Genomic DNA, 20,434 nt, shown 5'->3' on the forward strand with positions numbered 1-20,434 from the left:
GCACAACGGGTTAGCCGGTCTCGGCGGCCTCCAGGGCGACGTGCAGGGTGGCGGCGTCGGTGAAGCGGCGGGGGTCGCGGCCGGTGAGGTCGGCGATCCGGGCCAGCCGGTAGGCCAGGGTGTTGCGGTGGACGTTCAGCGCGCGGGCGGCCGCGGCGGCGTCGCGGTCGTGGTCGAGGTAGGCGCGCAGGGTGCGGCGCAGCTCATCGGGCAGCGCGCCGAGGACCCGCCCGGCCATCGCGGCGCGCTCCGCCTCGTCCACGCGGGCCAGCAGGACGGGCAGCTCCAGCTCCTCCAGCCGCCGCCGGCCCGTCCAGGGGCGGCGCAGCGCCAGCCGGGCCCGGGTGAGCACGTCGGTGAGCGCGGCCAGGTCGGCGGCGTCGCCCGCGTCCAGCAGGGCCCCGCCGGGCAGCTCCGCCCGCAGGGCCTCCAGCCGGGGCCGCAGCGCGGCCGCCGCGCCGGCGGCCGCCACCGCCCACAGCACGCCGTCGGCGTCGACGGCGGCCAGCACGCGCCGCTCGTCGGCGCCGAGCCTGCGGTCCAGGTCGCGGGTCGCGGCCGGGTCGGCGGCGCGCAGCGCGAACACCCGCGACGGCGGGCCGGGGCGGGCGTCCACCAGGCGCAGCCGGCGGCGCCACTCCGCCGCCGCAGGCCGCCCGGCCAGAAGGTCGGCGAGGATCTGCTCGCGGACGCGCCGCCGCCAGCCGGTCTCCTCGCGCAGCGCCCGCTGCGTGATCATCAGCTCGGTCATCAGCACCACCGCGGCGGCCAGCTCGCCGACCTCGCGGGGCTCGCCGGACACCCCGACCACCCCGGCGACCTCGGTGCCGCCGCCGGCGCCGCCGTCCCGGGCGGCGCGGATCGGCAGATTCACCCCCGCCCGGGTGCCGCCGAGCCGCCGGGCCTGCGCCCCGGTCACCGCGAACGGCTCGCCGGTCTCCAGCACCCGCCGGGCGCCCTCGTGCACCTCGCCGACGCGGGCCGGGTCGCCGCTGGCGATGATCACGCCGTGCCGGTCCATGATGTTGACGTTGCGGCCCAGCCGGCGGGTGATCTCGGCCACGATGGCCCGGGCGTCCTCCGCGCTGATCACACGGCCACGATAGCCGCGGGAGCGCGGCTCACGACTCGGCGGCCAGCTTGGTCAGCACCGAGGTGAACTCCCTTGGCAGCACCACCGAGTCGCCGTGGTAGCGCACGTCCAGCAGCGTCAGCTCGCCCATCCGCCACCAGTACAGGTGCGGGCTGAGCGAGCCGGGGCCGTCCTCGTAGGCGCGGTGGGCGTGCGCCTGCAGCTCGCGGGCGGCGTCGACGGCGGCCCGGTAGCGGGCGCGCGGGGAGCCGGCCCAGGGAAGCAGCGGGTGCGCGACGATCTGGCTGCGGTGGGGCGCCACCACCAGCGCGCCGTACGGGCCGATCGGCAGGTACTCCTCCAGCCACGCCAGGTGGGTGGCGGCGTAGAACGTCCAGCCGTGCAGCACCGACACCCGCACGCCGCGCAGCTCGTCCTCGTCGACCTGCAGCGGCCCGTCGGCGCGCACGTTGGAGCGGCCGAGCATGAACAGCGCGTCCCCCGACACCGGCCAGCCGTGCATCTCTTCGGTGGTGACGGTGCGGACCGTGGTGGGGGTGTCGACGACCACCACCTCGATCAGCCCGGGCGCGAACGGGCGCGAGGCCAGCACCCCGTTGTCGGCCTCGGCCGGGTAGATGCGGGTGCGCAGCAGGTGCTGGGCCAGGTCGAAATCGCTGAGGTCCAGCGGCTCCTCGACGGCGGTGACGATCGTGGTGACGTGGTCGGACACCAGCGCGGGCCAGTCGTCGCGCGGCACCAGCCGGGCCAGCTGCCGCAGGTTGCGCATGCTGACGTGCAGCCGGTTGCGGCCCTCCAGCAGCATGACGTCCCCGGGGACGCGGCGGCAGGAGTAGCCGAGGCTCTCGGCCACCAGCACCAGCAGCGAGTCCAGGGCGCCGTGGTCCCACCGGCCGTCCCGGCGACCGTCGTCCCACGCGCCGGGACGGGCATGCCGGCCGCTCATCGCACTCCTCCCGGGAGGGGTCGGCTGTCACTTGCGCGGCGTCCGGCCGGGACGCTCAGGGTCAGCGCCGCGGCGTCCAGCCGTACGGGGGCGCCGAGCTCCAGGGTGACCTGGCACGGCCCGTGCCCGGCGGGCACCCCGGCCAGCACCGGGACGCCCAGGGGGGCCAGCCGGTCGGTGAACACCGCGTCGAGCTCGGCCGGGTCGCCGCAGTCGGTCCACGAGCCCAGCACCACGCCCGCCGCACCGTCGAACCACCCGGCCTGGAGCAGCTGCGTGAGCATCCGGTCGACGCGGTAGGGCGCCTCGCACACGTCCTCCAGCAGGACGATGCGGCCGGCCGCCGGCGGCGGGGCGTGGGAGGTGCCGATCAGCGCGGTGAGCAAAGCCAGCGTACCGCCCGTCAGCACGCCTTGGGCACGCCCGGGGCTCAGCGCGTGACTGCCGGTGACCGTCGTGCCGGCCGGGTCGCCGAACAGGGCCGACCGCAGGTGCGCCAGCGTGCGCCGCCGGTCGGCGTCGAGCGGGCCCGCGAGGTCGGCGACCAGCCCGGCCACCATGGGGCCGAAGGAGGTGCTGACGCCCAGCCGCGCGCCGAACGCCGCGTGCAGGGCGGTGATGTCGCTGGAGCCGTGCAGCAGCTTGGGGCCGCGGTCGGTGGCCGACGCGGCGGCGAGCGCGTCCCAGTCGAGCAGGTCGAGCAGGCGGGTGGCGCCGTAGCCGCCGCGGGCGCACAGCACCGCGCGGATGTCCGGGTCGCACCAGGCGGCCTGCAGGTCGGCGGCGCGGTCGGCGTCGGTGCCCGCCAGGCGGTGCCAGCCGTCGCGGGCGGCGCCGCCGGCGAGGTCGGTGCGGTCCAGGACGTGCCCGCCCAGGACCACCTCCAGCCCGAGATCGCGCAGCACGCCGCAGCCTCGCTCCAGCCGGGCGGGATCGACCGGCCCGCTCGGCGCCACCACGGCCACCCGGTCCCCGGGGCGCAGCCCGGTGAACCTGCGGGGCGCTTCGTCCTCCGGTGCGGCCCCCTCGCGGGTGCCCCCGCTGTTCAACCTCGTCCCTCCTCGCACCGCGACGGATAGAGCTTGTCAGGAGAAGGACGTCAAAGGAAGGGCCGCCCGGTTGCGAATCGGCGATTCGGTGCCCGGCGTGACGCGCCGCAGGCCGCAGCGGTCACCGGGCCGCCCCGACCGCCAGATCGACCAGCCGGGGCAGCGTGTCGCCGACGGGGCGGCGCAGCACCGCGTCGGCCACCGGGTCGTAGGGGGTGGGCTCGGCATTGATGATCACGAGGCGGGCGCCGTGCTCGACCGCCTCCAGGCACAGGCCCGCGGCGGGCTGCACGGTCAGCGACGTCCCGACCGCCAGTAACAGGTCGCAGCCGCGGGCCGCGTCGACCGCCGCGTCCAGCACGTCGGGGTCGAGGGCCTGCCCGAAGGAGATCGTGGCCGACTTCTGGATGCCGCCGCAGTCGAGGCACGGCGGGTCGTCCTCGCCCGCCTCCACCCGGGCCAGCACCTGCGGCATGGGCGTGCGCAGCCCGCACGCCAGGCACTCGGCCTCGAGCATGGTTCCGTGGATCTCGATCACCCGGTCGGGCGCCGACCCGGCGCGCTGGTGCAGGCCGTCGATGTTCTGGGTGACGATGGCGCGCAGCCGGCCCGCCCGCTCCAGCCGCACCAGCGCCTCGTGCGCGGCGTTGGGCTCGGCGTGCCAGGCCGGATGGTCGCGCCGCGACCGCCAAGCCCGCCGCCGCACCTCGGGATCGGCCAGGTAGGCGCCGATCGTGGACTGCGCCGCCGCCTCGGGGTTCTTCGTCCACACGCCCTGCGGGCCGCGGAAGTCGGGGATCCCGCTGTCGGTGCTGATGCCCGCGCCGGACAGCACGGTGATCGCCTGGGCCGTCGGGAGCCATTCCCGCAGGGTGGTCGGAGCGTCCATTCCTCCAAGGCTAGGCCGGGAAAGCACTCTTTGTGCTCCTATTATCCCTGTGAGCGCGTCGGCCTGTCGGCTCCCGTCCCGGCGAGGTGAGAAACTGAACACTCGTATGAGGTCCACGCCGCACATCCTCGTGGTCAACGGCACCAAGGTCCGCCGTCCCGTGTTCATCCTGGGCTCGCCCCACTCCGGCGCGGACCTGCTGGCCCGTGCCGTGAAGCGGTCCGCGGGATTCCATCTGACCATGGGCCGCCCCGGGGTGCTGCGGGTCACCTACGCGTTCGCGCGGCGGCCGTCGATCGCCACCGGCCGGGGCCGGGGCGCCGCCCGGGTCCTGCGCGACGCCTACGCCGAGGCGTGGCAGATCTCCGCGCGCGCCTGCGCGCAGTGCCCGGACATGTGCCGCGAGGCGGCCGGGCTGCCGCCGGTGCCGGCCGGCGGCCCCGCCGCGGACGACGCGCCGTGCGTGGCGCCGCGCGACGTCGACCGGTTCGCCGACGCCTCCCCCGACCTGATCTACAGCGCGGACGTCCTGCTGGACGCCTTCCCCGACGCCCAGCTGCTGCAGGTCATCCGGGACGGGCGGGACGTGGTGGCCGACATGCTCGCCGACGAGCGCTGCCTGGCCTGGTTCAAGCCGGGCCTGGCCAACCTGGACGAGGTGTTCCCCAACCCGTTCTTGGGCGTGGAGGACGCGGCCGACCGGGCCCGCTGGCCGCGCGCCGCCCCGGCCGTCAAGTGCGCGCTGCGCTGGCGCGGGTCGGTGCGGCTGAGCGCCCGCCTGCGGGCGCAGACGCCCGAGGAGCAGCTGCTGACGGTGCGTTTCGAAGACCTGGTGCGGCGGCCCCGCCGGGTCGCCGAGGCCGTGTCGCAGTACCTGGGCGCCTCGATCTCCGCGGGCGTGCTGACCGGGCTGGTGCGCCGGGGCTCCTCCGTCCCGGACGACCGGCGCGTGGGCATCTGGCGGGAGCGGCTGACGCCCCGGCAGCTCACGCAGGTCGAACGGGTGGCGGGCACCGAGCTGGGGCGCCTCGGCTACACGCCCGCCGCCGCGGGCTGAGCCCCCGCGGCGGCGGGCTCCGTCGTCTGCGAACCAGGCCGGCGGGTCAGCGGCGCCGGGCCGGCGCGGCCGCAGGCGGCTGCGCCCCGGACAGCCGGCCGGGGCCGAGCCAGCCGATCGCCACGCCCGCGGCGCCCAGGCCGACCACCAGGACGGCGCAGCGTCCCGTCCCGCTCCTGACGATGCGGCCGGGGTTGATCGTCACACGCACGCCGTGCTCCTTCCTCAGCGCGTGCCACGACGCGGCCGCCGGCGCCCTGCGGCGCGCACCGGCCGCCGTCCCAGGGAAGGCCGCCGAGGTGACCGCCCGGTGACAGGTCCGGCGCGTCCCGGCAAAGAGCAGGCCGAAAAACGGCAGGCCCGGAGAAATCAGGCACGGACCCGTCAGTCCGCGGCGGCGCGCTCGGCCTCCCGGGCGGGCTCGGCGGGGTCGGCCTGGCGGGCGAACTGGGTGCGGTACAGCTCGGCGTACAGGCCGCCGCGCAGCAGCAGCTCCTCGTGGCGGCCCCGCTCGGCGACCCGGCCCCCGTCGATCACCAGGATCTGGTCGGCCTCCCGGACGGTGGACAGCCGGTGCGCGATCACCAGGGAGGTGCGCCCGGCCAGCGCGGTGGACAGCGCCCGCTGGACGGCCGCCTCGGACTCGGAGTCCAGGTGCGCGGTGGCCTCGTCCAGCACCACCACCGACGGCGACTTCAGCAGCAGCCGGGCGATCGCCAGGCGCTGCTTCTCGCCGCCCGACAGGCGGTAGCCGCGGTCGCCCACCACCGTGTCCAGGCCCTCGGGCATCGCGGCGACCAGGTCGCCGATGGCGGCGGCGTCCAGCGCGGCCAGGATCTCCTCGTCGGTGGCGTCCGGGCGGGCGTAGCGCATGTTCGCGCCGATCGTGTCGTGGAACAGGTGGGCGTCCTGGCTGACCACGCCGATCTGGGCGCGCAGCGACTCCAGCGTCACGTCCCGCACGTCGTGGCCGCCGATGCGCACCGCGCCGCCGGACACGTCGTACAGCCGCGACACCAGGTGCGTGATCGTGGACTTGCCCGCGCCGGACGGGCCGACCAGCGCGTACATCTGGCCCGGCGGGACGGTGAACGTCACGTCCCGCAACACCTCGCGGCCGGGGGCGTTGTCGCTGCGCGCGATCGACTCCAGCGACGCCAGGGACACCTCGGCGGCCGACGGGTAGGAGAACGACACGTGGTCGAACTCGATCGAGGGGGCGGCGCGTTCGCCTTCGACCGCCCTGCCCCTGGCGGTGGCGGACGCGGCGGCGTGCCCGTTGCCGGCGCCGGCGGCCTTCTCCGCCGTCCCGTTCCCGCCGCCCTTCCCGGTCTTCACGAGCGGGCCCGCGCCGGCGCCGGTGCCGTCGCCGTCGGCGGAGAGGGTGAGGGGGCGGGCGTCCGCGCGGTCGGCGATCAGCGGCTTGAGGTCCAGCACCTCGAAGACGCGGTCGAAGCTGACCAGCGCGGTCATCACGTCCACGTGCACGTTGGACAGCGCGGTCAGCGGCCCGTACATGCGGGTCAGCAGGGTGGCCAGGGCGACCAGGGTGCCGAGCTGGAATTTGCCGTCGACCACCAGGAAGCCGCCGACGCCGTACACCATGGCCGTGGCCAGCGCCGCCACCAGGGTCAGCGCGGTGAAGAACACCCGCCCGTACATGGCGGCCACGACGCCGATGTCGCGGACCCGGGCGGCGCGCTGGGAGAAGTTGTCCTCCTCCTCGGCCGGGCGCCCGTACAGCTTGGCCAGCATCGCGCCGGCCACGTTGAACCGCTCGGTCATCAGCGAGCTCATCTCGGCGTCCAGCTGCATCTGCTCGCGGCTGACCCGCTGCAGCCGCTTGCCCACCCACTTGGCGGGCAGGATGAAGATCGGCAGCAGCAGCAGCGCGATCAGGGTGACCTGCCAGGACAGCACGAACATGGTGACCAGCACCAGGATCAGGCTGATCACGTTGGACACCACCGACGACAGCGTGGTGGTCAGGGCGCGCTGGGCGCCGATGACGTCGTTGTTGAGCCGGCTGACCAGCGACCCGGTCTGCGCCCGCATGAAGAACGCGACCGGCTGCCGCTGGACGTGCCCGAAGACCTGGGTGCGCAGGTCGTAGATGAGGCCCTCGCCGATGCGCGCCGAGTACCACCGCTGGGCCAGGCCGAGCACGGCCTCCAGCAGCGCCAGCCCGGCCACCGCGACCGCCAGCCACACCACCACGGCGTGGTCGGCCTGCACGATGCCGCGGTCGATGATCGACTTGAGCAGCAGCGGGTTGGCCACCACGATGCCGGCGGTGAGCGCGTTGAGCGTCAGGAACAGCACCAGCTCGCGGACGTACGGCCGGGCGTAGCCGGCGATGCGCCGCACGGTGCCGGGCTTGAGCCGCTGCCGGGTGACCGACGCGTCCCGGCGGAACGAGGCCATCACCTGCCAGCCGTTGCCCGGCATTCCCGGCATCCCCACAGCGACCTCCGAGGGTCCGGCGCGGCCGCGACACCCCGGCGGCCACGTCCATGGTCCGACACGACGACGTGCTTCGTAATCAAGTAATCAGATCTGCGTCAGCACAGCACAACACATCGCCGGCATCCGGGCTTCCCAGGTCAGCTCTGGGCGTAACGCGACGGCGACGGCACATTCGCACAACCGCACGGCACCCGCCATATACGGCCTTGTCGTGGACGTACCCCGCCTCCGGATAGTAGATGTGCTGATCAACGTCTTCCGGCTCGCAACCCCCCTCTGGAGCCCACGTGACCCGACGTCTGCTGCGCGGGCGGGCCGCCGGCGCCCTCGCCCTCGCGGCCGCGCTGGCCGCCGCGACCGCGCCGCCCGCCGGGGCGGCCGCCCGCCCCTCCGTCCCGAAGATCAAGGTGGTGAACGGGGAGACCCAGCCGGTGTTCTCCCGCGCCGACGCCGTCACCCAGACCGTCGACATCGAGACCGAGGCCGACAGCGACCGCGACGGCGTGCGCGACCGCGTCCGGCTGCGGATCATGCGCCCGAAGGAGACCGACCGGGGCCTGCGGGTCCCGACGATCCTGGAGCCCAGCCCGTACTGGGCGGGTGTCCACGACGACGTGCCGATGCACCCGGTGGACATCGGCGGGGCGCAGGCCCGGTCCGGCGCCGCGGTCCAGCGGAACCTGGCCGAGGTCTTCCCCGGGTACTACGACAACTACTTCCTGCCGCGCGGTTATGCGGTGGCGAACCTCGACAGCATCGGCACCGGCGGCTCCACCGGCTGCCCCACCTCCGGGGACCGCGCCGAGCAGGCCGGGGTCAAGGCCGCCGTGGACTGGCTGAACGGCCGGGCCCGCGGCTGGGCCCCGGACGGCGCCCCGGTGCAGGCGACCTGGTCCACCGGCAGCGTCGGCATGATCGGCCAGTCGTACAACGGCACGCTGCCCAACATGGCGGCGGCCGCCGGCGTCACCGGGCTCAAGGCGATCGTGCCGATCGCCGCGATCTCCAGCTGGTACGACTACTACCGCGCCAACGGCGGCGTCGTGGCGCCCGGCGGCTACCAGGGCGAGGACCTGGACGTGCTGGCCAAGGTGGTGCTCACCCGCCAGAACCCGGAGGTGTGCGCGAAGGTCATCGACGAGCTGACCGCCGCCCAGGACCGCGAGACCGGCGACTACGGCAAGGTGTGGGCGGAGCGCGACTACGTCCGCGACGCCCGCAAGGTCAAGGCCGCCGTGATGGTCGTGCACGGCCTGAACGACTGGAACGTCAAGGTCAAGAACTCCGTGCAGTGGTGGAACGCCCTCAAGGAGGCGGGTGTGCCGCGGAAGCTGTGGCTGCACCAGGGCGACCATGCCACCCCCTTCCGCTGGCGGCTGGAGGAGTGGCTGCGCCAGACGCACCACTGGTTCGACCGGTGGCTGTACGGGATCCGCAACGGCATCACCGCCGAGCCGCGCGTCGACATCGAACGCGCCCCCGGCCGCTGGGAGACGGCGCGCGACTGGCCGGTCCCGGGGACCCGCACCGTGCCGCTGAGCCTGAACGCCGGCGCGGACGGGCAGCCGGGGGTCCTGTCGACGCGTCCGCGTCCGGGCGCGCCGCAGTCGATGGTGGACGCGGGCCGCACCCGCACCGCCGAGCAGCTGCTGGTCGGCGAGGACCGGGCCGACCCCAACCGGCTGGTCTACCTGACGCCGGAGCTGGAGGAGGCCGTCCGCGTCAACGGCATCCCCCGGATGTCGGTGAGGGCGTCGTTCGATGACGGGGCGGCCGCTTCCGACGAGCGGTCGCCATACCTGACGGCGCTGCTGGTGGACTACGGCACCGACACCCGCCCCACCGGCGCCCGCGTCGACACCGGCGAACGCGTCTGCTACGGCGAGGGCGTCCCGGGCGACGACGGCTGCACCACGCGGCAGGCTCTGCGCACCGAGACCGCCCCCTTCAAGATCGTGACGAGGGGGTGGCTGGACGTCCGCAACCGGCACAGCCCGAGCCGCACCGAGCCGATCGCGCCGGGCAGGGAGTACACGTTCCGCTGGGACCTGGAGCCCACCGACTACGTGTTCGAACCCGGCCACCGCATCGGCGTGGTAGTGCTGTCCACCGACCACGACTTCACGCTGCGCTACCCGGCGGGCACGCGGCTGACGGTGCGTCCGGGCAGCAGCAGGCTGCTGTTCCCGGTGGCGCCGGGCGGTTCGCTGGAGGGCCTCGGATAGGGCGGCGCGGCGCCAGCGCGCGGACGGGCCGTCAGGACGGCGCGGCTCCCCTGACGGCCCGTCCGCGCGGCCGGGGCGGTCAGGTCGCCGACCGCCCGGCGCCGAACACCTCGCGCAGGCGGCCGATCTGCTCGCGGCGCTCGGCGGCGCACTGCTCCTGGAGGGTGTTGCCGGGCGCCTGCTGCAGCAGCCGCTTGGTGGCCGCGGCGGCGCCGGCGTTCACCGCCAGCAGCGAGTCGACCAGCCCGCGCACCGCCTCGTCCAGCCGGTCGCGCGGGGTGACGATCTCGGCGATGCCCAGGCGGGCGGCCTCCTCGGCGGGCACGTTGCGCGCCGTCAGGCACAGCTCCAGGGCGCGCGGCACCCCGACGATGTCCACCAGCGGCTTGGTGCCGGTCAGGTCGGGGACCAGGCCGAGCGCGGGCTCCTTCATGCAGAACACCGCGTCGTCGGCGGCCACCCGAAGGTCGCAGGCGAGCGCGAGCTGGAAGCCGCCGCCGATGGCGTGGCCGTGCACGGCCGCGATCGTCACGATCTCGGGGCGGCGCAGCCACAGGTAGCCCTCCTGCAGCTCGGCGATGAGCCGGTCGGTGGCCTCGGCGTCGGAGCCGTCGGGCTGCTCGCCGCCGGAGAACATGGCCAGGTCGATGCCGGCCGAGAACGACGGGCCCGCGCCGCGCAGCACCACGACCCGCACCTGCGGCGGCAGCGTCCGGCCGATGCGGGCCAGGCCCCGCCAGGTGGCGAAGGTCATCGCGTTGCGGCGCTCGGGGCGGTTCAGCGTGACGGTGGCGACCGCGCCGTCGACCTCCAGCAGCAGCCCCGCTTCGGCCAGTTCCGCCGCGTCCGGTGGTGCGGCCGGTTCCGGCCGCGGCTGCTGCACCCTGGCGTCCGACATGTGACGGTCCCCTTCCGCTGTGATGCCCTGGCGCGGCGGGGCGGGTCCGGCTCCCGGCACCGGGGCCGGATACGAACCGACCCGCCGCCGCGAAACCGAACGATACTCGGTCGGCTGCGGGGGCGGGTCGGACGGTGCGCTCCTTTGGGGGTCTAGCGTCCGGTCAGGACTTCTTGCCGCGGGTGGCGCCGCCGCGCCCCCGCAGGTTGACGCCGGACTCGGTGAGAATCCGGTGGATGAAACCGTACGAGCGACCGGTGGCGGCTGCCAGGGCGCGGATGCTCTCGCCGGAGTCGTACCTCTTCTTGAGTTCGGCCGCCAGCTTGTCGCGCTCGGCACCGGTCACGCGGGTGCCCTTCTTAAGGGTCTCGGCCACGAGTACCTCCCGTAGTGATGTGGTGACCGCTGCGTTATCCCCCGCCATGATCAGTCATTCCCGCGCGTTCGGCTACCCACTCCGCCAGAAAAGATCTGCAGAAGCTGCCCCGCAGGTCACGCAAGTGCCACCAGATCGGCAAACTCGTCACTCCAGATGTCCTCGACACCATCCGGCAGCAAAATCACCCGGTCCGGCCGCAGCGCCTCCACGGCGCCCTCGTCGTGGGTGACCAGGACGATGGCCCCGGTGTAGGTGCGCAGGGCGTTGAGGATCTCCTCGCGGCTGGCCGGGTCGAGGTTGTTGGTGGGCTCGTCCAGCAGCAGCACGTTGGCGCTGGAGACCACCAGCATGGCCAGCGCGAGCCGGGTCTTCTCCCCGCCCGACAGCACCCCGGCGGGCTTGTCGACGTCGTCGCCGGAGAACAGGAAGGAGCCCAGGATCTTGCGGACCTCCACCGGCGCCAGGCCGGGCGCGGCCGACTGCATGTTCTCCAGCACGGTCCGGTCGGTGTCCAGGGTCTCGTGCTCCTGGGCGTAGTACCCGATGCGCAGCCCGTGCCCGGCGACGACGGTGCCGGAGTCGGGCTTGTCGACCCCGGCCAGCAGGCGCAGCAGCGTCGTCTTGCCCGCCCCGTTCAGGCCCAGGACCACGACCCGGCTGCCCCGGTCCACGGCCAGGCTCACATCAGAGAAAATCTCCAAAGATCCGTACGATTTCGACAAACCCTCCGCGGTGAGGGGGGTGCGGCCGCACGGCGCCGGGTCCGGGAAGCGGATCTTGGCGACCTTGTCGGCCCGCCGCTCGCCCTCCACCCCGGCCAGCAGCTGCCGGGCCCGGCGGTCCATCTGCTGGGCCGCCTTGGCCTTGGTGGCCTTGGCGCGCATCTTGTCGGCCTGCGCCAGCAGCGCCGCCGCCTGCCGCTGGGCGTTGGCGCTCTCGCGCCTGCGCCGCCGCTCGTCGGTCTCGCGCTGGGCCAGGTAGGTCTTCCAGCCGACGTTGTAGACGTCGATGACGCAGCGGTTGGCGTCCAGGTGGAACACCCGGTTGACCACCGCGTCCAGCAGGCCCACGTCGTGGCTGATGACGACCAGGCCGCCCTGGTGGGAGCGCAGGAAGTCGCGCAGCCACAGGATGGAGTCGGCGTCCAGGTGGTTGGTGGGCTCGTCCAGCAGCAGCGTGTCGGCGCCGGAGAACAGGATGCGGGCCAGTTCGACGCGGCGCCGCTGGCCGCCCGACAGGGTGCCCAGGGGCTGGCCCATCACCCGGTCGGGCAGGCCCAGGCTGGAGGCGATGGACGCGGCCTCGGCCTCGGCCGCGTACCCGCCCAGCACGTGCAGCCGCTCCTCCAGCCGCCCGTAGCGGCGCACCGCGCGGTCGCGCTCGCCGTCGACGGCGGTGGCCATCGCCTCCTCGGCCGCCCGCAGGTCGCGCAGCACCTGGTCCAGGCCGCGCGCCGACAGGATCCGGTCGCGGGCGGTCTCCTCCAGATCGACCTCGCGCGGGTCCTGCGGCAGGTAGCCGAGGCTGCCCGAGCGGGTGACACTGCCCGCGGCGGGCAGCGCCTCCCCGGCCAGCACGCGGGTGAGGGTGGTCTTGCCGGCACCGTTGCGGCCCACCAGGCCCACCCGGTCGCCCGGGTTGACGCGGAACGTGGCGCCCTCGATCAGCAGCCGGGATCCGGCGCGCAGCTCGATGTCGTTGGCAGTGATCACGGTAGACAGGGCTCCCTGACGGAGAGGTTCGACGGACGGGCGGCAGCACAAGGCGCGTCACGGTCCGCGACCATGACGCGCCCGGGGTCCTGTCAGCTCGGGAGCGAGACCATCTGATCAGTGTACGAGACGCACGCAACCGGATTTCGACGCTCGCGCGGCGCCCGCGCGGGCCCCGCGGACCCGGAATGCCAGGATGAAAGGGACGGGCGATGCGGCGTGGGGCGAGCGCACGAGGGGAGAGCGCGATGAGCCACGTCACCACCAACCAGCCCGAGGGCACGCCCACCTGGCTGGAGCTGGGCGTCCCGGACCTGGAGGCGGCCGGGCGGTTCTACGGCGGCGTCCTGGACTGGGAGCTCCGGGACCAGGGGCCCGAGACGGGCGGGTACCGGCTGTGCCTGCTGCGCGGCGAGCCGGTCGCGGGCGTCATGCGCTCAACCGAGGAGGGCGCCGCGTGCGGGTGGACCGTGTACTTCGCCACCGGCGACTGCGACGGCGCGGCCAAGCGGGCCGCCGACGCGGGCGGCGAGGTCGTCCACGAGCCGATGGACGTCATGAACCTCGGCCGGATGGCGATCGTCACCGACGCGGTGGGCGCCGGGCTCGGCCTGTGGCAGGGCCGCGCGCACATCGGCGCACGGCTGGTCAACGAGCCCGGCGCGCTGGTGTGGAACGAGCTGGTGACCGGCGACGCCGACGAGGCCCGCGAGTTCTACCGGAACCTGTTCGACTACACCACCGAGCCGATCGCGGGCGATATGGACTACACGCTGCTGCGGCGCCCCGACGGCCACGAGGTCGGCGGCATCCACGGCGAGCCGGGCGCCGCCTCCTCGCAGTGGCTGAGCTACTTCGAGGTCGACGACGTGGACTCGGCGGTGCGCGCCGTGCAGGCGGCGGGCGGCGCGCTCGACGGCGAGCCGTGGAACTCCCCGTACGGCCGGATGGCGCACGTCAGGGACCCGTTCGGCGCCGAGTTCCGCCTGGTCCGGCCGCCGGACCGGGTGCCGGACTCGGTGTGACGCACCGCCGTCGGCCGGCGGTCAGTCCTGGCGTTCGGCGGCCAGCCGCCGGCCGATCGTGTGGTGCAGGCGCTGCAGGCCGGACACCCCGAGCACGCCGATCTGGCCCTCCAGGTCGCGCAGCAGCGCGTCCTCGTCGGCGACCACCTCCGACGACTGCATCAGCACGGTGCCCTGCCCGGTGAAGTCGAACTGGTGCTCCTCGCCCGAGGTGCCGCCGATGCCGAACATCGACCGCGCCGCGCCGATCACGCCCCGCATGTAGGAGTGGTCGTAGTGGTGCGCGGGCGAGGGGCAGTCGGCCCAGCCCAGCAACGCCTGCGGATCGACCCGGATGGGCGGCTCGACGAAGTGCACCGGGCCGTTGGAGGCGGCCACGAACCGGCCGGTGCCGATCAGCGTCAGGAACCCCGGGATGATCGACTGCTTGAGCTCCAGGCCCGGCTCGAACGCCAGCAGGTTCCCGGCGCGGATGGTCAGGTTGCCGTCGTCCAGGTCGTAGGAGTTGACGTCGAAGCCGCGGTCGGCCAGCAGCAGCTTGCCGCGGCCCTGCGCGACGATCCAGTCCTGGGAGTACAGCGGGGAGTGGAAGTTGGCGGCGACCAGCGCGTCCAGCGGCCCGGACGACAGCGCCTGGAAGCGGATGTCGCCGTAGTAGGCGATCATCTTGCCCTTCTGCGCGAACCACTGGCCGTCCAGGTCCACGCAGAAGGCGTAGGCGGTGACGTTGTCGTTGGCCGGCAGCGTGGCCGCGCTGTACACGGTCGGGGAGGTGGGGGGCGTCACGGTGGTCAGATCTTCCTCTCGCTCGGCTGCACGTAGACGACGCCGTCGCCGACGAGCTGCAGTTGGAAGGCCTCGCCGGACCCGCGGCCGATCAGGTCGCGCAGCCCGACCGCCGTGGTCAGCTTGTTCTGCAGGCGGCCGCGGTGCGCCACGTACGCCTGGGGGTCGACGTGCACCGGCCGCTGCGGCGTCACCGGCATCTCCATGACGCCGCCGTGCGTCAGCAGCGCGCACGAGCCGTCGCCGGTGAGGGTGGTGGTGAACAGGCCCTGGCCGCTGACGGCGCCGCGGATCACCCCGCCGATGCCGCCCTGCTCGCCGAGGAACATGGTGCCGACCCGCAGGCTCGCGTCGTGCACCAGCAGCCGGTCGGCCTCGACGTACAGGGTGTCGCCGCCGGACAGCTCGACGACGGTGACGTGCAGCCCGGCCTTTCCGAACATCACGCTGCCCTGCCCGGTGACGTGCATCATCTCGGTGCGCTCGCCGGCGACGGCGCGGCCGAGGGCGCCCGCGATGCCCTGCCCCGCGGTGGTGGACGGGGCGAAGTGCACGCGCCCGGTGTAGGCGAGCATGGCGCCGCGCCTGCTGTAGACCTCCTGGCCGGGGCCGATCGGCACGCGCACCATCTTGGAGGTGATCGACTGGTATCCGGGCATGCTCAGACCTCCAGGATTCCGCCGCGCTCGGCCGGCTGGACGTAGACCACGCCGTGCCCCTGGTACCGGAACTGCACGCTCTCCCCCGAGCCCTGGCCGAGCACGGTGCGCCAGTTGACGTCGGTGACGACGTCCTGCCGCAGCTGCCCGGAGTGGGCCACGTAGGCGTGCGGGTCGACGCTCAGCGGCGTCTGCGGGGTGACCTCCAGGGCGATGGCGGGCCCGTCGGACAGGATCGCCACGGTGCCGTGCCCCTCCACCTTGGTGGTGGCCAGGCCCTGCCCGGTGCCCATGCCGCGCAGCCCGACGAACTGCACGCCGGTCCGCAGCCGCCCGTCGAGCGCCAGCAGGCTCTCGGACTCCACGAAGAAGGCCTCGCCGTTCAGCGGGACGAGGGTGACCTCAGTGGCCTCGCTGGCCAGGTACACGGTGCCCTGGCCGGTGATCTCCATGAGCGTCATGCCCTCCCCGGCGATCCGGCGCTTGAGCGCGCCGCGCAGCCCCTCGCCGCCGGAGATGCCCTGGCGTTTGAACGTCATCCGGCCGTCGTAGGCGACCATCGACCCGTTGAGCGCCCTGATCGTGTCCCCGGCCAGCTCGACGGCCAGCATCTTCGAGCCGTTCAGTCGAAATCGCGCCACGGATCCAGAACATACCTGCGCGCATACCGGGGCGCACCGCCCCACGGCGGCGCCCCCGCGCCGCGCGTCCGCCCGTGCCCGGCGCGTTGCCCTCCTGATCGGTGCGCCGATCCGGGAAGATGGCCGCCATGTGGATCGCGCCCGAACGCCGCCGCCTCAGCCGCTGGGCCGTACCCGGACTGGCCCTGGCCGCCGGAGTGCTGGTCGCGGTGCTGCTCGCCGCCGACGGCCGGGCCGGCACCGGGCTCGTCGCCCTGGCGGTGCTGGCCGGCTACGCCCTGCTGCTGGGGTACCGGCGGTACGAGCCCGCGCTGCCGGGCACCGAGGGCTTCGGGACCGGGCACCGGGCCCGCGCCCACGCCCGCGCGGCGGCCCTGACCGGGGACGTCCTCACCGGCGCCATCGTCGCCGCGGTGATCGTGCAGGGGCTGCGCGGCGCCGACATCGCGCCGTACGCCTGGCTGGCGGCGCTGGCCGGGGCGACCTACGCGCTGTCGGCCACGTTCGGCGGCCGCTCCCTGTGAGCCGGGCGCCCGGCCCTGACGCCCGCCCTTGATCTTTTAGCGTGAACGCGCCGTCCGTGTCGCCGATCCGGACGAACAGTGCGTTAACTTCTCCCGACAACTGTGGTTTTTGGCCTGGTGAGAGCGGCATGATGCCGCTGTGTCCGCCCGAGATGTCCTGATTCCGGCGCGCGCCGTGTTCCAGCCGGTGGTCGACCTCGGCACCGGCGCGGTCGTCGCGGTGGAGGCGCACAGCGCCCCCGGGCAGGGGGAGCCGCCCATGGCGCGCCCCGATCCCGCCGCCGAGGACGTGCGCCGCGCGGTGGCGGCCGCCCGCGCCGCCGCCGAGCTGGGCACCCGGCTGCCGCTGCAGGTCGGCGTCCGCGCCGCGACCATCGCGCACGGCGAGTCGACGCTGGCGGACCTGCACCGCGGGCTGGCCGAGACCGGGCGCCGCCCGGGCGAGATGATCGTCTGCGTGTCCGGCGCGTTCCACCCGGCGCACCGGCCCGCGCTGCTCGGCGGCCTGCGCGGGCTGCGCCGCGCGGGCTACCTGGTAGGCCTCGGCGGGCTCGGCGCCTCCCCGGTGCCGCTGGACCTGCTCGCCGACGCCGTCCCGTACCTGGTCAAGATCGACGCCGATCTGGCCCGCCGCACCGGCTCCGACCGGCGCCGCGCGGCGCTGGTGACGGCCCTGGTCGAGCTGACGCACCGGCTGGGCACCCATGTGCTCGCCCCCGGCCTGTCCACCGAGGAGCACGTGCTGCAGGCGCGGGAGGCGGGCGTTCGGCTGGTGCAGGGGCCGGCGCTGGCGCCGCCGGAGTGGCGGCCCGGCATGCGCATCACCGTGCCGGTGGCGGCCCGGGAGGCGCCCCGCTCGCCGCGTCCCGATACGGAGCTGGGGCCGCGGGTGTCGGAGTTCACGCTGCCCGCCATGACGCTCCCCGTGACCGCCACGGCCGACGAGGTGCTCACCGCCCTCAACTCCGAGACCGGCGCCACCAGCGTGGTGCTGGTGGACGAGGGGCAGCGTCCCCGCGCCACGGTGGACCGCACCCGCTTCCTGCTGCAACTGTCGGGGGCGTACGGGCACGCCCTGCACGCGCACAAGCCCGCGATGCGGCTGGCCGACCCGCCGCGCGTCGTCCCCCGCACGGTGCCCGCCATCGCCGCCCTGCGCGCCGCAGGCCACGAGGACGAGCGCGTGTACGACGACCTGGTGGTGACCGACGAGGTGGGGCGCTGCCTGGGCATCGTCCGCGTCGCCGACCTGATCCGCGGCCTGTCCCCGTGAACCGGGCCCGGCCCGCCGGGGCGCGGCCGGCGCGCTGAGAGGGCCGTGAAGCGGTCATTCACCCTCGGACGACTCAGAACGGGCGATCGGCGGTGAAAAGCCGCCAGCGGCGGCCTCCTGCGCGAGGATGGCCGCCTGCACCCGGCTGCGCAGCCCCAGCTTGGCCAGGATGCGGCTGACATGCGTCTTGGTGGTCGTCTCGGCCATGGCGAGCCGCTCGGCGATCTGCCCGTTCGTCAGGCCCTGGCCCAGGCAGGCGAACACCTGGCGTTCCCGCGGCGTCAGCGCGGCCAGCGCCTGCGGGTCGGGCCGCGCCGCCGGGTCGGCGGACCGCGCGGCGAAGGCCCCGATCAGCCGGCGGGTCACCCGGGGCGAGATCACCCCGTCCCCGGCCGCGACCGTGCGCACCGCCTCCACCAGCCGGTCGGCTTCGACGTCCTTGAGCAGGAACCCGGCCGCGCCCGCCCGCAGCGCGCCGAAGACGTACTCGTCCAGGTCGAACGTGGTCAGCACCAGCACGTCGGCGAACCCGGAGATATCCCGGGCGGCCGACACGCCGTCCAGGCGGGGCATGCGCACGTCCATGAGCACCACGTCCGGGCGCAGCTCCCGGGCCAGCGCCACGGCCCGCTCCCCGTCGGCGGCCTCGCCGACCACCTCGATGCCGGGGGCGGCGCCCAGGATGAGCACCAGCCCCGCCCGCACGGCCGCCTGGTCGTCGGCCACCAGCACCCTGATCACGCGGTCGCCTCCCTTACCCGGTCGTCGTCCTCGGCGTCGCAGGCGGGCGGCGCGGCCGGCAGCTCGGCCCGCACCACCCAGGCGGGCCCCTCGGGCCCGGCGGTGAACGTCCCGTCCAGCACGGCGGCGCGCTCGCGCATCCCGACCAGGCCGCTGCCGGCCCCTGGCAGGCGGGAGCCGTCCGGCCCGAGCGGGCTGCGCACCGTGACCGCGACGCCGCCGGGCCGGTACTCCAGCAGCACCTCGGCGCGGCCGGGGCCGGCGTGCTTGAGCGCGTTGGTCAGCGACTCCTGGACGATGCGGTAGGCGGCCAGCTCGACGGCGGCGGGCAGCTCGCGCGGCCGCCCGGCCACCGTCAGCCGGGCGTCCAGGTCGGACCGCAGCGTCCGCGCGACCAGGTCGCCCAGATCCGCCAGGCGGGGCGCGGCGGCCGGATCGGGCTCGCCGTCGTCGCGCAGCAGCCCGATCATGCGCCGCATCTCCTCCAGCCCCTGCACGCTGTTGTCGCGGATCACCTCCATGGACCGCTGCACGGCGGCGCGGTCCAGGTGGGGCATCTTCAGCACGGCCGACGAGTGCAGGGCCACGGCGCTGAGATGGTTGGCGATCACGTCGTGCAGCTCCCGGGCCATGCGGGCGCGTTCGGCGGCGACGGCGGCGCGCCGGTCCAGCTCGGCCAGCCGCGCCATCTGCTCGGCGCGCAGCCGCTGCGCCTCGGCCTTCTCCCGGTGCTCGCGCACGGCCATGGCGGTCATCACCGGCATGGCCCAGCTCACGCCCGCCACCGCCCCGGTGATGACGGCGCCGGCGAAGCTGCGCCAGCCGACGCCCACGACCGCCATCAGCACCACGGTCACCGCCGCGGTCGCGCCCAGCAGCCACTCCCCCGTGTGGCGCCGCCGACCGTACACGGCGGCCGCGTACAGGGCGTCGCCGTAGAGGACGACGACGGCGAAGCTCACGCCCATGGCAGCGTCGAGCAGGCTGAAGGGGGTGGCCCAGGCCAGCGCGGGAAGCGGGGCGGTGCGCCGGAACGGCACCGCCGCGCACATCCCCAGCAGCGGCAGCGCCCGCCAGGCCAGGCCGGGGTCCCAGTCGTCGCTCCAGCGCACGTAGGCGTGCACGGCCAGCAGCAGCAAACCGCCGGCCAGCGCGGCGACGGCGATCAGGGTGTCCTGCCGCGTCACGCGGAGACGGCGGACGGCGGGCTGCACGGGGGACGGCACGCTCTCCATCTCAGCATCCTCCGGGAACCGCCGCGATCCGCCTGGGAGAGGGGGCGGCGTACATCGTTCGTAGGACCCCCGGTTTCGTCTTCCGCGCCGAGGAACGCGCCCGCCTGCGCCGGGATCCTGGACGTCGACGCCCGGCGGCGGCCGGGCGACGACGGAACGAGGGACCATGCTTCTGGCGATCATCGCCGCCTGCGAGATCGGCTTCTGGGCGGTGCTGGCGGCCGGCCTGGCCGCGCGCTACCTGCTGCGGTGGCGCCGCGTCAGCGCCGTGCTGCTGGTGAGCGTCCCGCTGCTGGACGTGGTGCTGCTGACCGCCACGGTGATCGACCTGCGGCACGGCGCCACGGCCGGGTTCTCCCACGGCCTCGCGGCGGCCTACCTGGGCTACTCGGTGGCGTTCGGGCACGGCTGGGTGCGGTGGGCGGACGAGCGGTTCGCGCACCGCTTCGCGGGCGGGCCGCCGCCCCAAGGCGCACCGCGCTACGCCCCCGAGCGCACCCGCCACGAATGGCGCGAGTTCGGCAAGGCGGCGATCGCCTGGGCGATCGGCTGCGGGGTGCTGCTCGGCATGATCGCGATGGTTGGCGATGCCGACCGCACCGAGGCCCTGCTCGGCTGGGTGCTGCGGCTGACGGTGATCCTGGCGATCTGGTCGCTGTGGCCGATCACGCACACGCTGTGGCCGGCCCGTCCCGACGACGGCGCCGGACGCAACGGCGGAGGGGACGGGCGGGACACGGCCGCGGCGGGCGGTCGCGGCGAAACCCGCCGGTGACGACGGGCGGGCCGGACACACGGGCACCGCCGGGACGCATCCGGGGCCGCGCGCGGTGGCT

At 74.7% G+C, this 20,434-nt stretch carries 20 protein-coding genes; 6 read left to right on the forward strand and 14 right to left on the reverse strand.

Annotation, left to right across the window (positions count from 1 at the left end; translation table 11 throughout):
* Window positions 1–10: 10 nt before the first annotated feature.
* The 4 genes from QSK22_RS20035 to QSK22_RS20050 all read right to left on the reverse strand — a co-directional run bounded on the left by QSK22_RS20035 (window position 11) and on the right by QSK22_RS20050 (window position 3,977).
* Window positions 11–1,093: a CdaR family transcriptional regulator gene (locus QSK22_RS20035; RefSeq protein ID WP_285495775.1), complete on the reverse strand. Its 1,083-nt coding sequence runs from the start codon at window positions 1,091–1,093 to the stop codon at window positions 11–13.
* Window positions 1,094–1,121: 28 nt separating this feature from the next.
* A complete protein-coding gene (locus QSK22_RS20040) occupies window positions 1,122–2,039 on the reverse strand; it encodes a hypothetical protein (RefSeq protein ID WP_285495776.1) in 918 nt (305 codons plus the stop codon).
* A complete protein-coding gene (locus tag QSK22_RS20045; protein WP_285495777.1) occupies window positions 2,036–3,088 on the reverse strand; it encodes a S66 peptidase family protein in 1,053 nt (350 codons plus the stop codon). The genes QSK22_RS20040 and QSK22_RS20045 overlap by 4 nt, the downstream gene beginning before the upstream one ends.
* 121 nt (window positions 3,089–3,209) lie before the next feature.
* The gene (locus QSK22_RS20050) at window positions 3,210–3,977 is read right to left on the reverse strand and encodes an SIR2 family NAD-dependent protein deacylase (RefSeq protein ID WP_285495779.1); all 768 of its coding nucleotides are present in this window, start codon (window positions 3,975–3,977) and stop codon (window positions 3,210–3,212) included.
* A gap of 106 nt (window positions 3,978–4,083) precedes the next feature.
* On the opposite strand from QSK22_RS20050, the gene QSK22_RS20055 reads away from it, so the two are divergent.
* Window positions 4,084–5,034, forward strand: a complete 951-nt coding sequence (locus tag QSK22_RS20055) for a sulfotransferase (RefSeq protein WP_285495780.1) — start codon at window positions 4,084–4,086, stop codon at window positions 5,032–5,034.
* Between the two features lie 46 nt (window positions 5,035–5,080).
* On the opposite strand, the gene QSK22_RS20060 is transcribed toward QSK22_RS20055, so the two are convergent.
* Both QSK22_RS20060 and QSK22_RS20065 read right to left on the reverse strand, forming a co-directional pair.
* On the reverse strand, window positions 5,081–5,245 hold the full coding sequence (locus tag QSK22_RS20060; protein WP_285495781.1) for a hypothetical protein: 165 nt from the start codon (window positions 5,243–5,245) through the stop codon (window positions 5,081–5,083).
* 173 nt (window positions 5,246–5,418) lie between these two features.
* A complete protein-coding gene (locus QSK22_RS20065; protein ID WP_502872342.1) occupies window positions 5,419–7,491 on the reverse strand; it encodes an ABC transporter ATP-binding protein in 2,073 nt (690 codons plus the stop codon).
* Window positions 7,492–7,787: 296 nt separating this feature from the next.
* Here QSK22_RS20065 and QSK22_RS20070 point away from each other — a divergent pair, with 296 nt between their 5' ends.
* A complete protein-coding gene (locus QSK22_RS20070) occupies window positions 7,788–9,725 on the forward strand; it encodes a Xaa-Pro dipeptidyl-peptidase (RefSeq protein WP_285495782.1) in 1,938 nt (645 codons plus the stop codon).
* Window positions 9,726–9,804: 79 nt separating this feature from the next.
* Here the strand turns inward: QSK22_RS20070 and QSK22_RS20075 are convergent, their stop codons facing one another.
* The 3 genes from QSK22_RS20075 to QSK22_RS20085 form a co-directional block, all read right to left on the reverse strand.
* Entirely contained in the window at window positions 9,805–10,623 is an 819-nt protein-coding gene (locus QSK22_RS20075; RefSeq protein ID WP_285495783.1) for an enoyl-CoA hydratase/isomerase family protein, read from the reverse strand.
* Window positions 10,624–10,786: 163 nt separating this feature from the next.
* Window positions 10,787–10,999 (reverse strand): helix-turn-helix domain-containing protein, encoded by a 213-nt coding sequence (locus QSK22_RS20080; protein ID WP_012852589.1) that lies wholly within the window; start codon window positions 10,997–10,999, stop codon window positions 10,787–10,789.
* A 116-nt stretch (window positions 11,000–11,115) separates the two neighbouring features.
* The gene (locus QSK22_RS20085; RefSeq protein ID WP_285495784.1) at window positions 11,116–12,714 is read right to left on the reverse strand and encodes an ABC-F family ATP-binding cassette domain-containing protein; all 1,599 of its coding nucleotides are present in this window, start codon (window positions 12,712–12,714) and stop codon (window positions 11,116–11,118) included.
* 248 nt (window positions 12,715–12,962) lie between these two features.
* Here QSK22_RS20085 and QSK22_RS20090 point away from each other — a divergent pair, with 248 nt between their 5' ends.
* Window positions 12,963–13,739: a VOC family protein gene (locus QSK22_RS20090; protein ID WP_285495785.1), complete on the forward strand. Its 777-nt coding sequence runs from the start codon at window positions 12,963–12,965 to the stop codon at window positions 13,737–13,739.
* 21 nt (window positions 13,740–13,760) lie between these two features.
* Here the strand turns inward: QSK22_RS20090 and QSK22_RS20095 are convergent, their stop codons facing one another.
* Genes QSK22_RS20095 through QSK22_RS20105 form a run of 3 tightly spaced genes read right to left on the reverse strand, consistent with a single transcriptional unit; the run spans window position 13,761 to window position 15,825 of the window.
* Window positions 13,761–14,525: an AIM24 family protein gene (locus QSK22_RS20095; RefSeq protein ID WP_285495787.1), complete on the reverse strand. Its 765-nt coding sequence runs from the start codon at window positions 14,523–14,525 to the stop codon at window positions 13,761–13,763.
* Window positions 14,526–14,530: 5 nt separating this feature from the next.
* Window positions 14,531–15,184: an AIM24 family protein gene (locus QSK22_RS20100; protein WP_285495788.1), complete on the reverse strand. Its 654-nt coding sequence runs from the start codon at window positions 15,182–15,184 to the stop codon at window positions 14,531–14,533.
* 2 nt (window positions 15,185–15,186) lie between these two features.
* Window positions 15,187–15,825 carry an AIM24 family protein gene (locus QSK22_RS20105; protein WP_285495789.1) on the reverse strand — a complete coding sequence of 213 codons (639 nt, stop codon included), beginning with the start codon at window positions 15,823–15,825 and terminating at the stop codon, window positions 15,187–15,189.
* Window positions 15,826–15,953: 128 nt separating this feature from the next.
* On the opposite strand from QSK22_RS20105, the gene QSK22_RS20110 reads away from it, so the two are divergent.
* A complete protein-coding gene (locus QSK22_RS20110) occupies window positions 15,954–16,349 on the forward strand; it encodes an ABC transporter permease (RefSeq protein ID WP_285495790.1) in 396 nt (131 codons plus the stop codon).
* A 139-nt stretch (window positions 16,350–16,488) separates the two neighbouring features.
* Window positions 16,489–17,622: an EAL domain-containing protein gene (locus QSK22_RS20115; protein ID WP_285495791.1), complete on the forward strand. Its 1,134-nt coding sequence runs from the start codon at window positions 16,489–16,491 to the stop codon at window positions 17,620–17,622.
* Between the two features lie 54 nt (window positions 17,623–17,676).
* Here QSK22_RS20115 and QSK22_RS20120 read toward each other — a convergent pair whose 3' ends face one another.
* Window positions 17,677–18,363 carry a response regulator gene (locus QSK22_RS20120; RefSeq protein ID WP_285495792.1) on the reverse strand — a complete coding sequence of 229 codons (687 nt, stop codon included), beginning with the start codon at window positions 18,361–18,363 and terminating at the stop codon, window positions 17,677–17,679.
* Window positions 18,360–19,598, reverse strand: coding sequence for a sensor histidine kinase (locus QSK22_RS20125; RefSeq protein WP_285495793.1), 1,239 nt, complete (start codon window positions 19,596–19,598; stop codon window positions 18,360–18,362). Before QSK22_RS20125 ends, QSK22_RS20120 begins: the two co-directional genes overlap by 4 nt.
* A 166-nt stretch (window positions 19,599–19,764) precedes the next feature.
* Here QSK22_RS20125 and QSK22_RS20130 point away from each other — a divergent pair, with 166 nt between their 5' ends.
* Window positions 19,765–20,373 carry a hypothetical protein gene (locus QSK22_RS20130; protein ID WP_285495794.1) on the forward strand — a complete coding sequence of 203 codons (609 nt, stop codon included), beginning with the start codon at window positions 19,765–19,767 and terminating at the stop codon, window positions 20,371–20,373.
* Window positions 20,374–20,434: the final 61 nt, after the last annotated feature.

This window comes from Actinomadura sp. NBRC 104425 (assembly GCF_030269545.1).
Classification (GTDB): domain Bacteria; phylum Actinomycetota; class Actinomycetes; order Streptosporangiales; family Streptosporangiaceae; genus Spirillospora; species Spirillospora keratinilytica.

Coding starts and splice junctions, on each gene's coding strand:
- QSK22_RS20040 (WP_285495776.1), bottom strand. CDS start 2,039: ATGAGCGGCCGGCATGCCCGTCCCGGCGCGTGGGACGACGGTCGCCGG.
- QSK22_RS20050 (WP_285495779.1), bottom strand. CDS start 3,977: ATGGACGCTCCGACCACCCTGCGGGAATGGCTCCCGACGGCCCAGGCG.
- QSK22_RS20055 (WP_285495780.1), top strand. CDS start 4,084: ATGAGGTCCACGCCGCACATCCTCGTGGTCAACGGCACCAAGGTCCGC.
- QSK22_RS20065 (WP_502872342.1), bottom strand. CDS start 7,491: ATGCCGGGAATGCCGGGCAACGGCTGGCAGGTGATGGCCTCGTTCCGC.
- QSK22_RS20075 (WP_285495783.1), bottom strand. CDS start 10,623: ATGTCGGACGCCAGGGTGCAGCAGCCGCGGCCGGAACCGGCCGCACCA.
- QSK22_RS20090 (WP_285495785.1), top strand. CDS start 12,963: ATGAGCCACGTCACCACCAACCAGCCCGAGGGCACGCCCACCTGGCTG.
- QSK22_RS20100 (WP_285495788.1), bottom strand. CDS start 15,184: ATGCCCGGATACCAGTCGATCACCTCCAAGATGGTGCGCGTGCCGATC.
- QSK22_RS20110 (WP_285495790.1), top strand. CDS start 15,954: ATGTGGATCGCGCCCGAACGCCGCCGCCTCAGCCGCTGGGCCGTACCC.
- QSK22_RS20125 (WP_285495793.1), bottom strand. CDS start 19,598: ATGGAGAGCGTGCCGTCCCCCGTGCAGCCCGCCGTCCGCCGTCTCCGC.
- QSK22_RS20130 (WP_285495794.1), top strand. CDS start 19,765: ATGCTTCTGGCGATCATCGCCGCCTGCGAGATCGGCTTCTGGGCGGTG.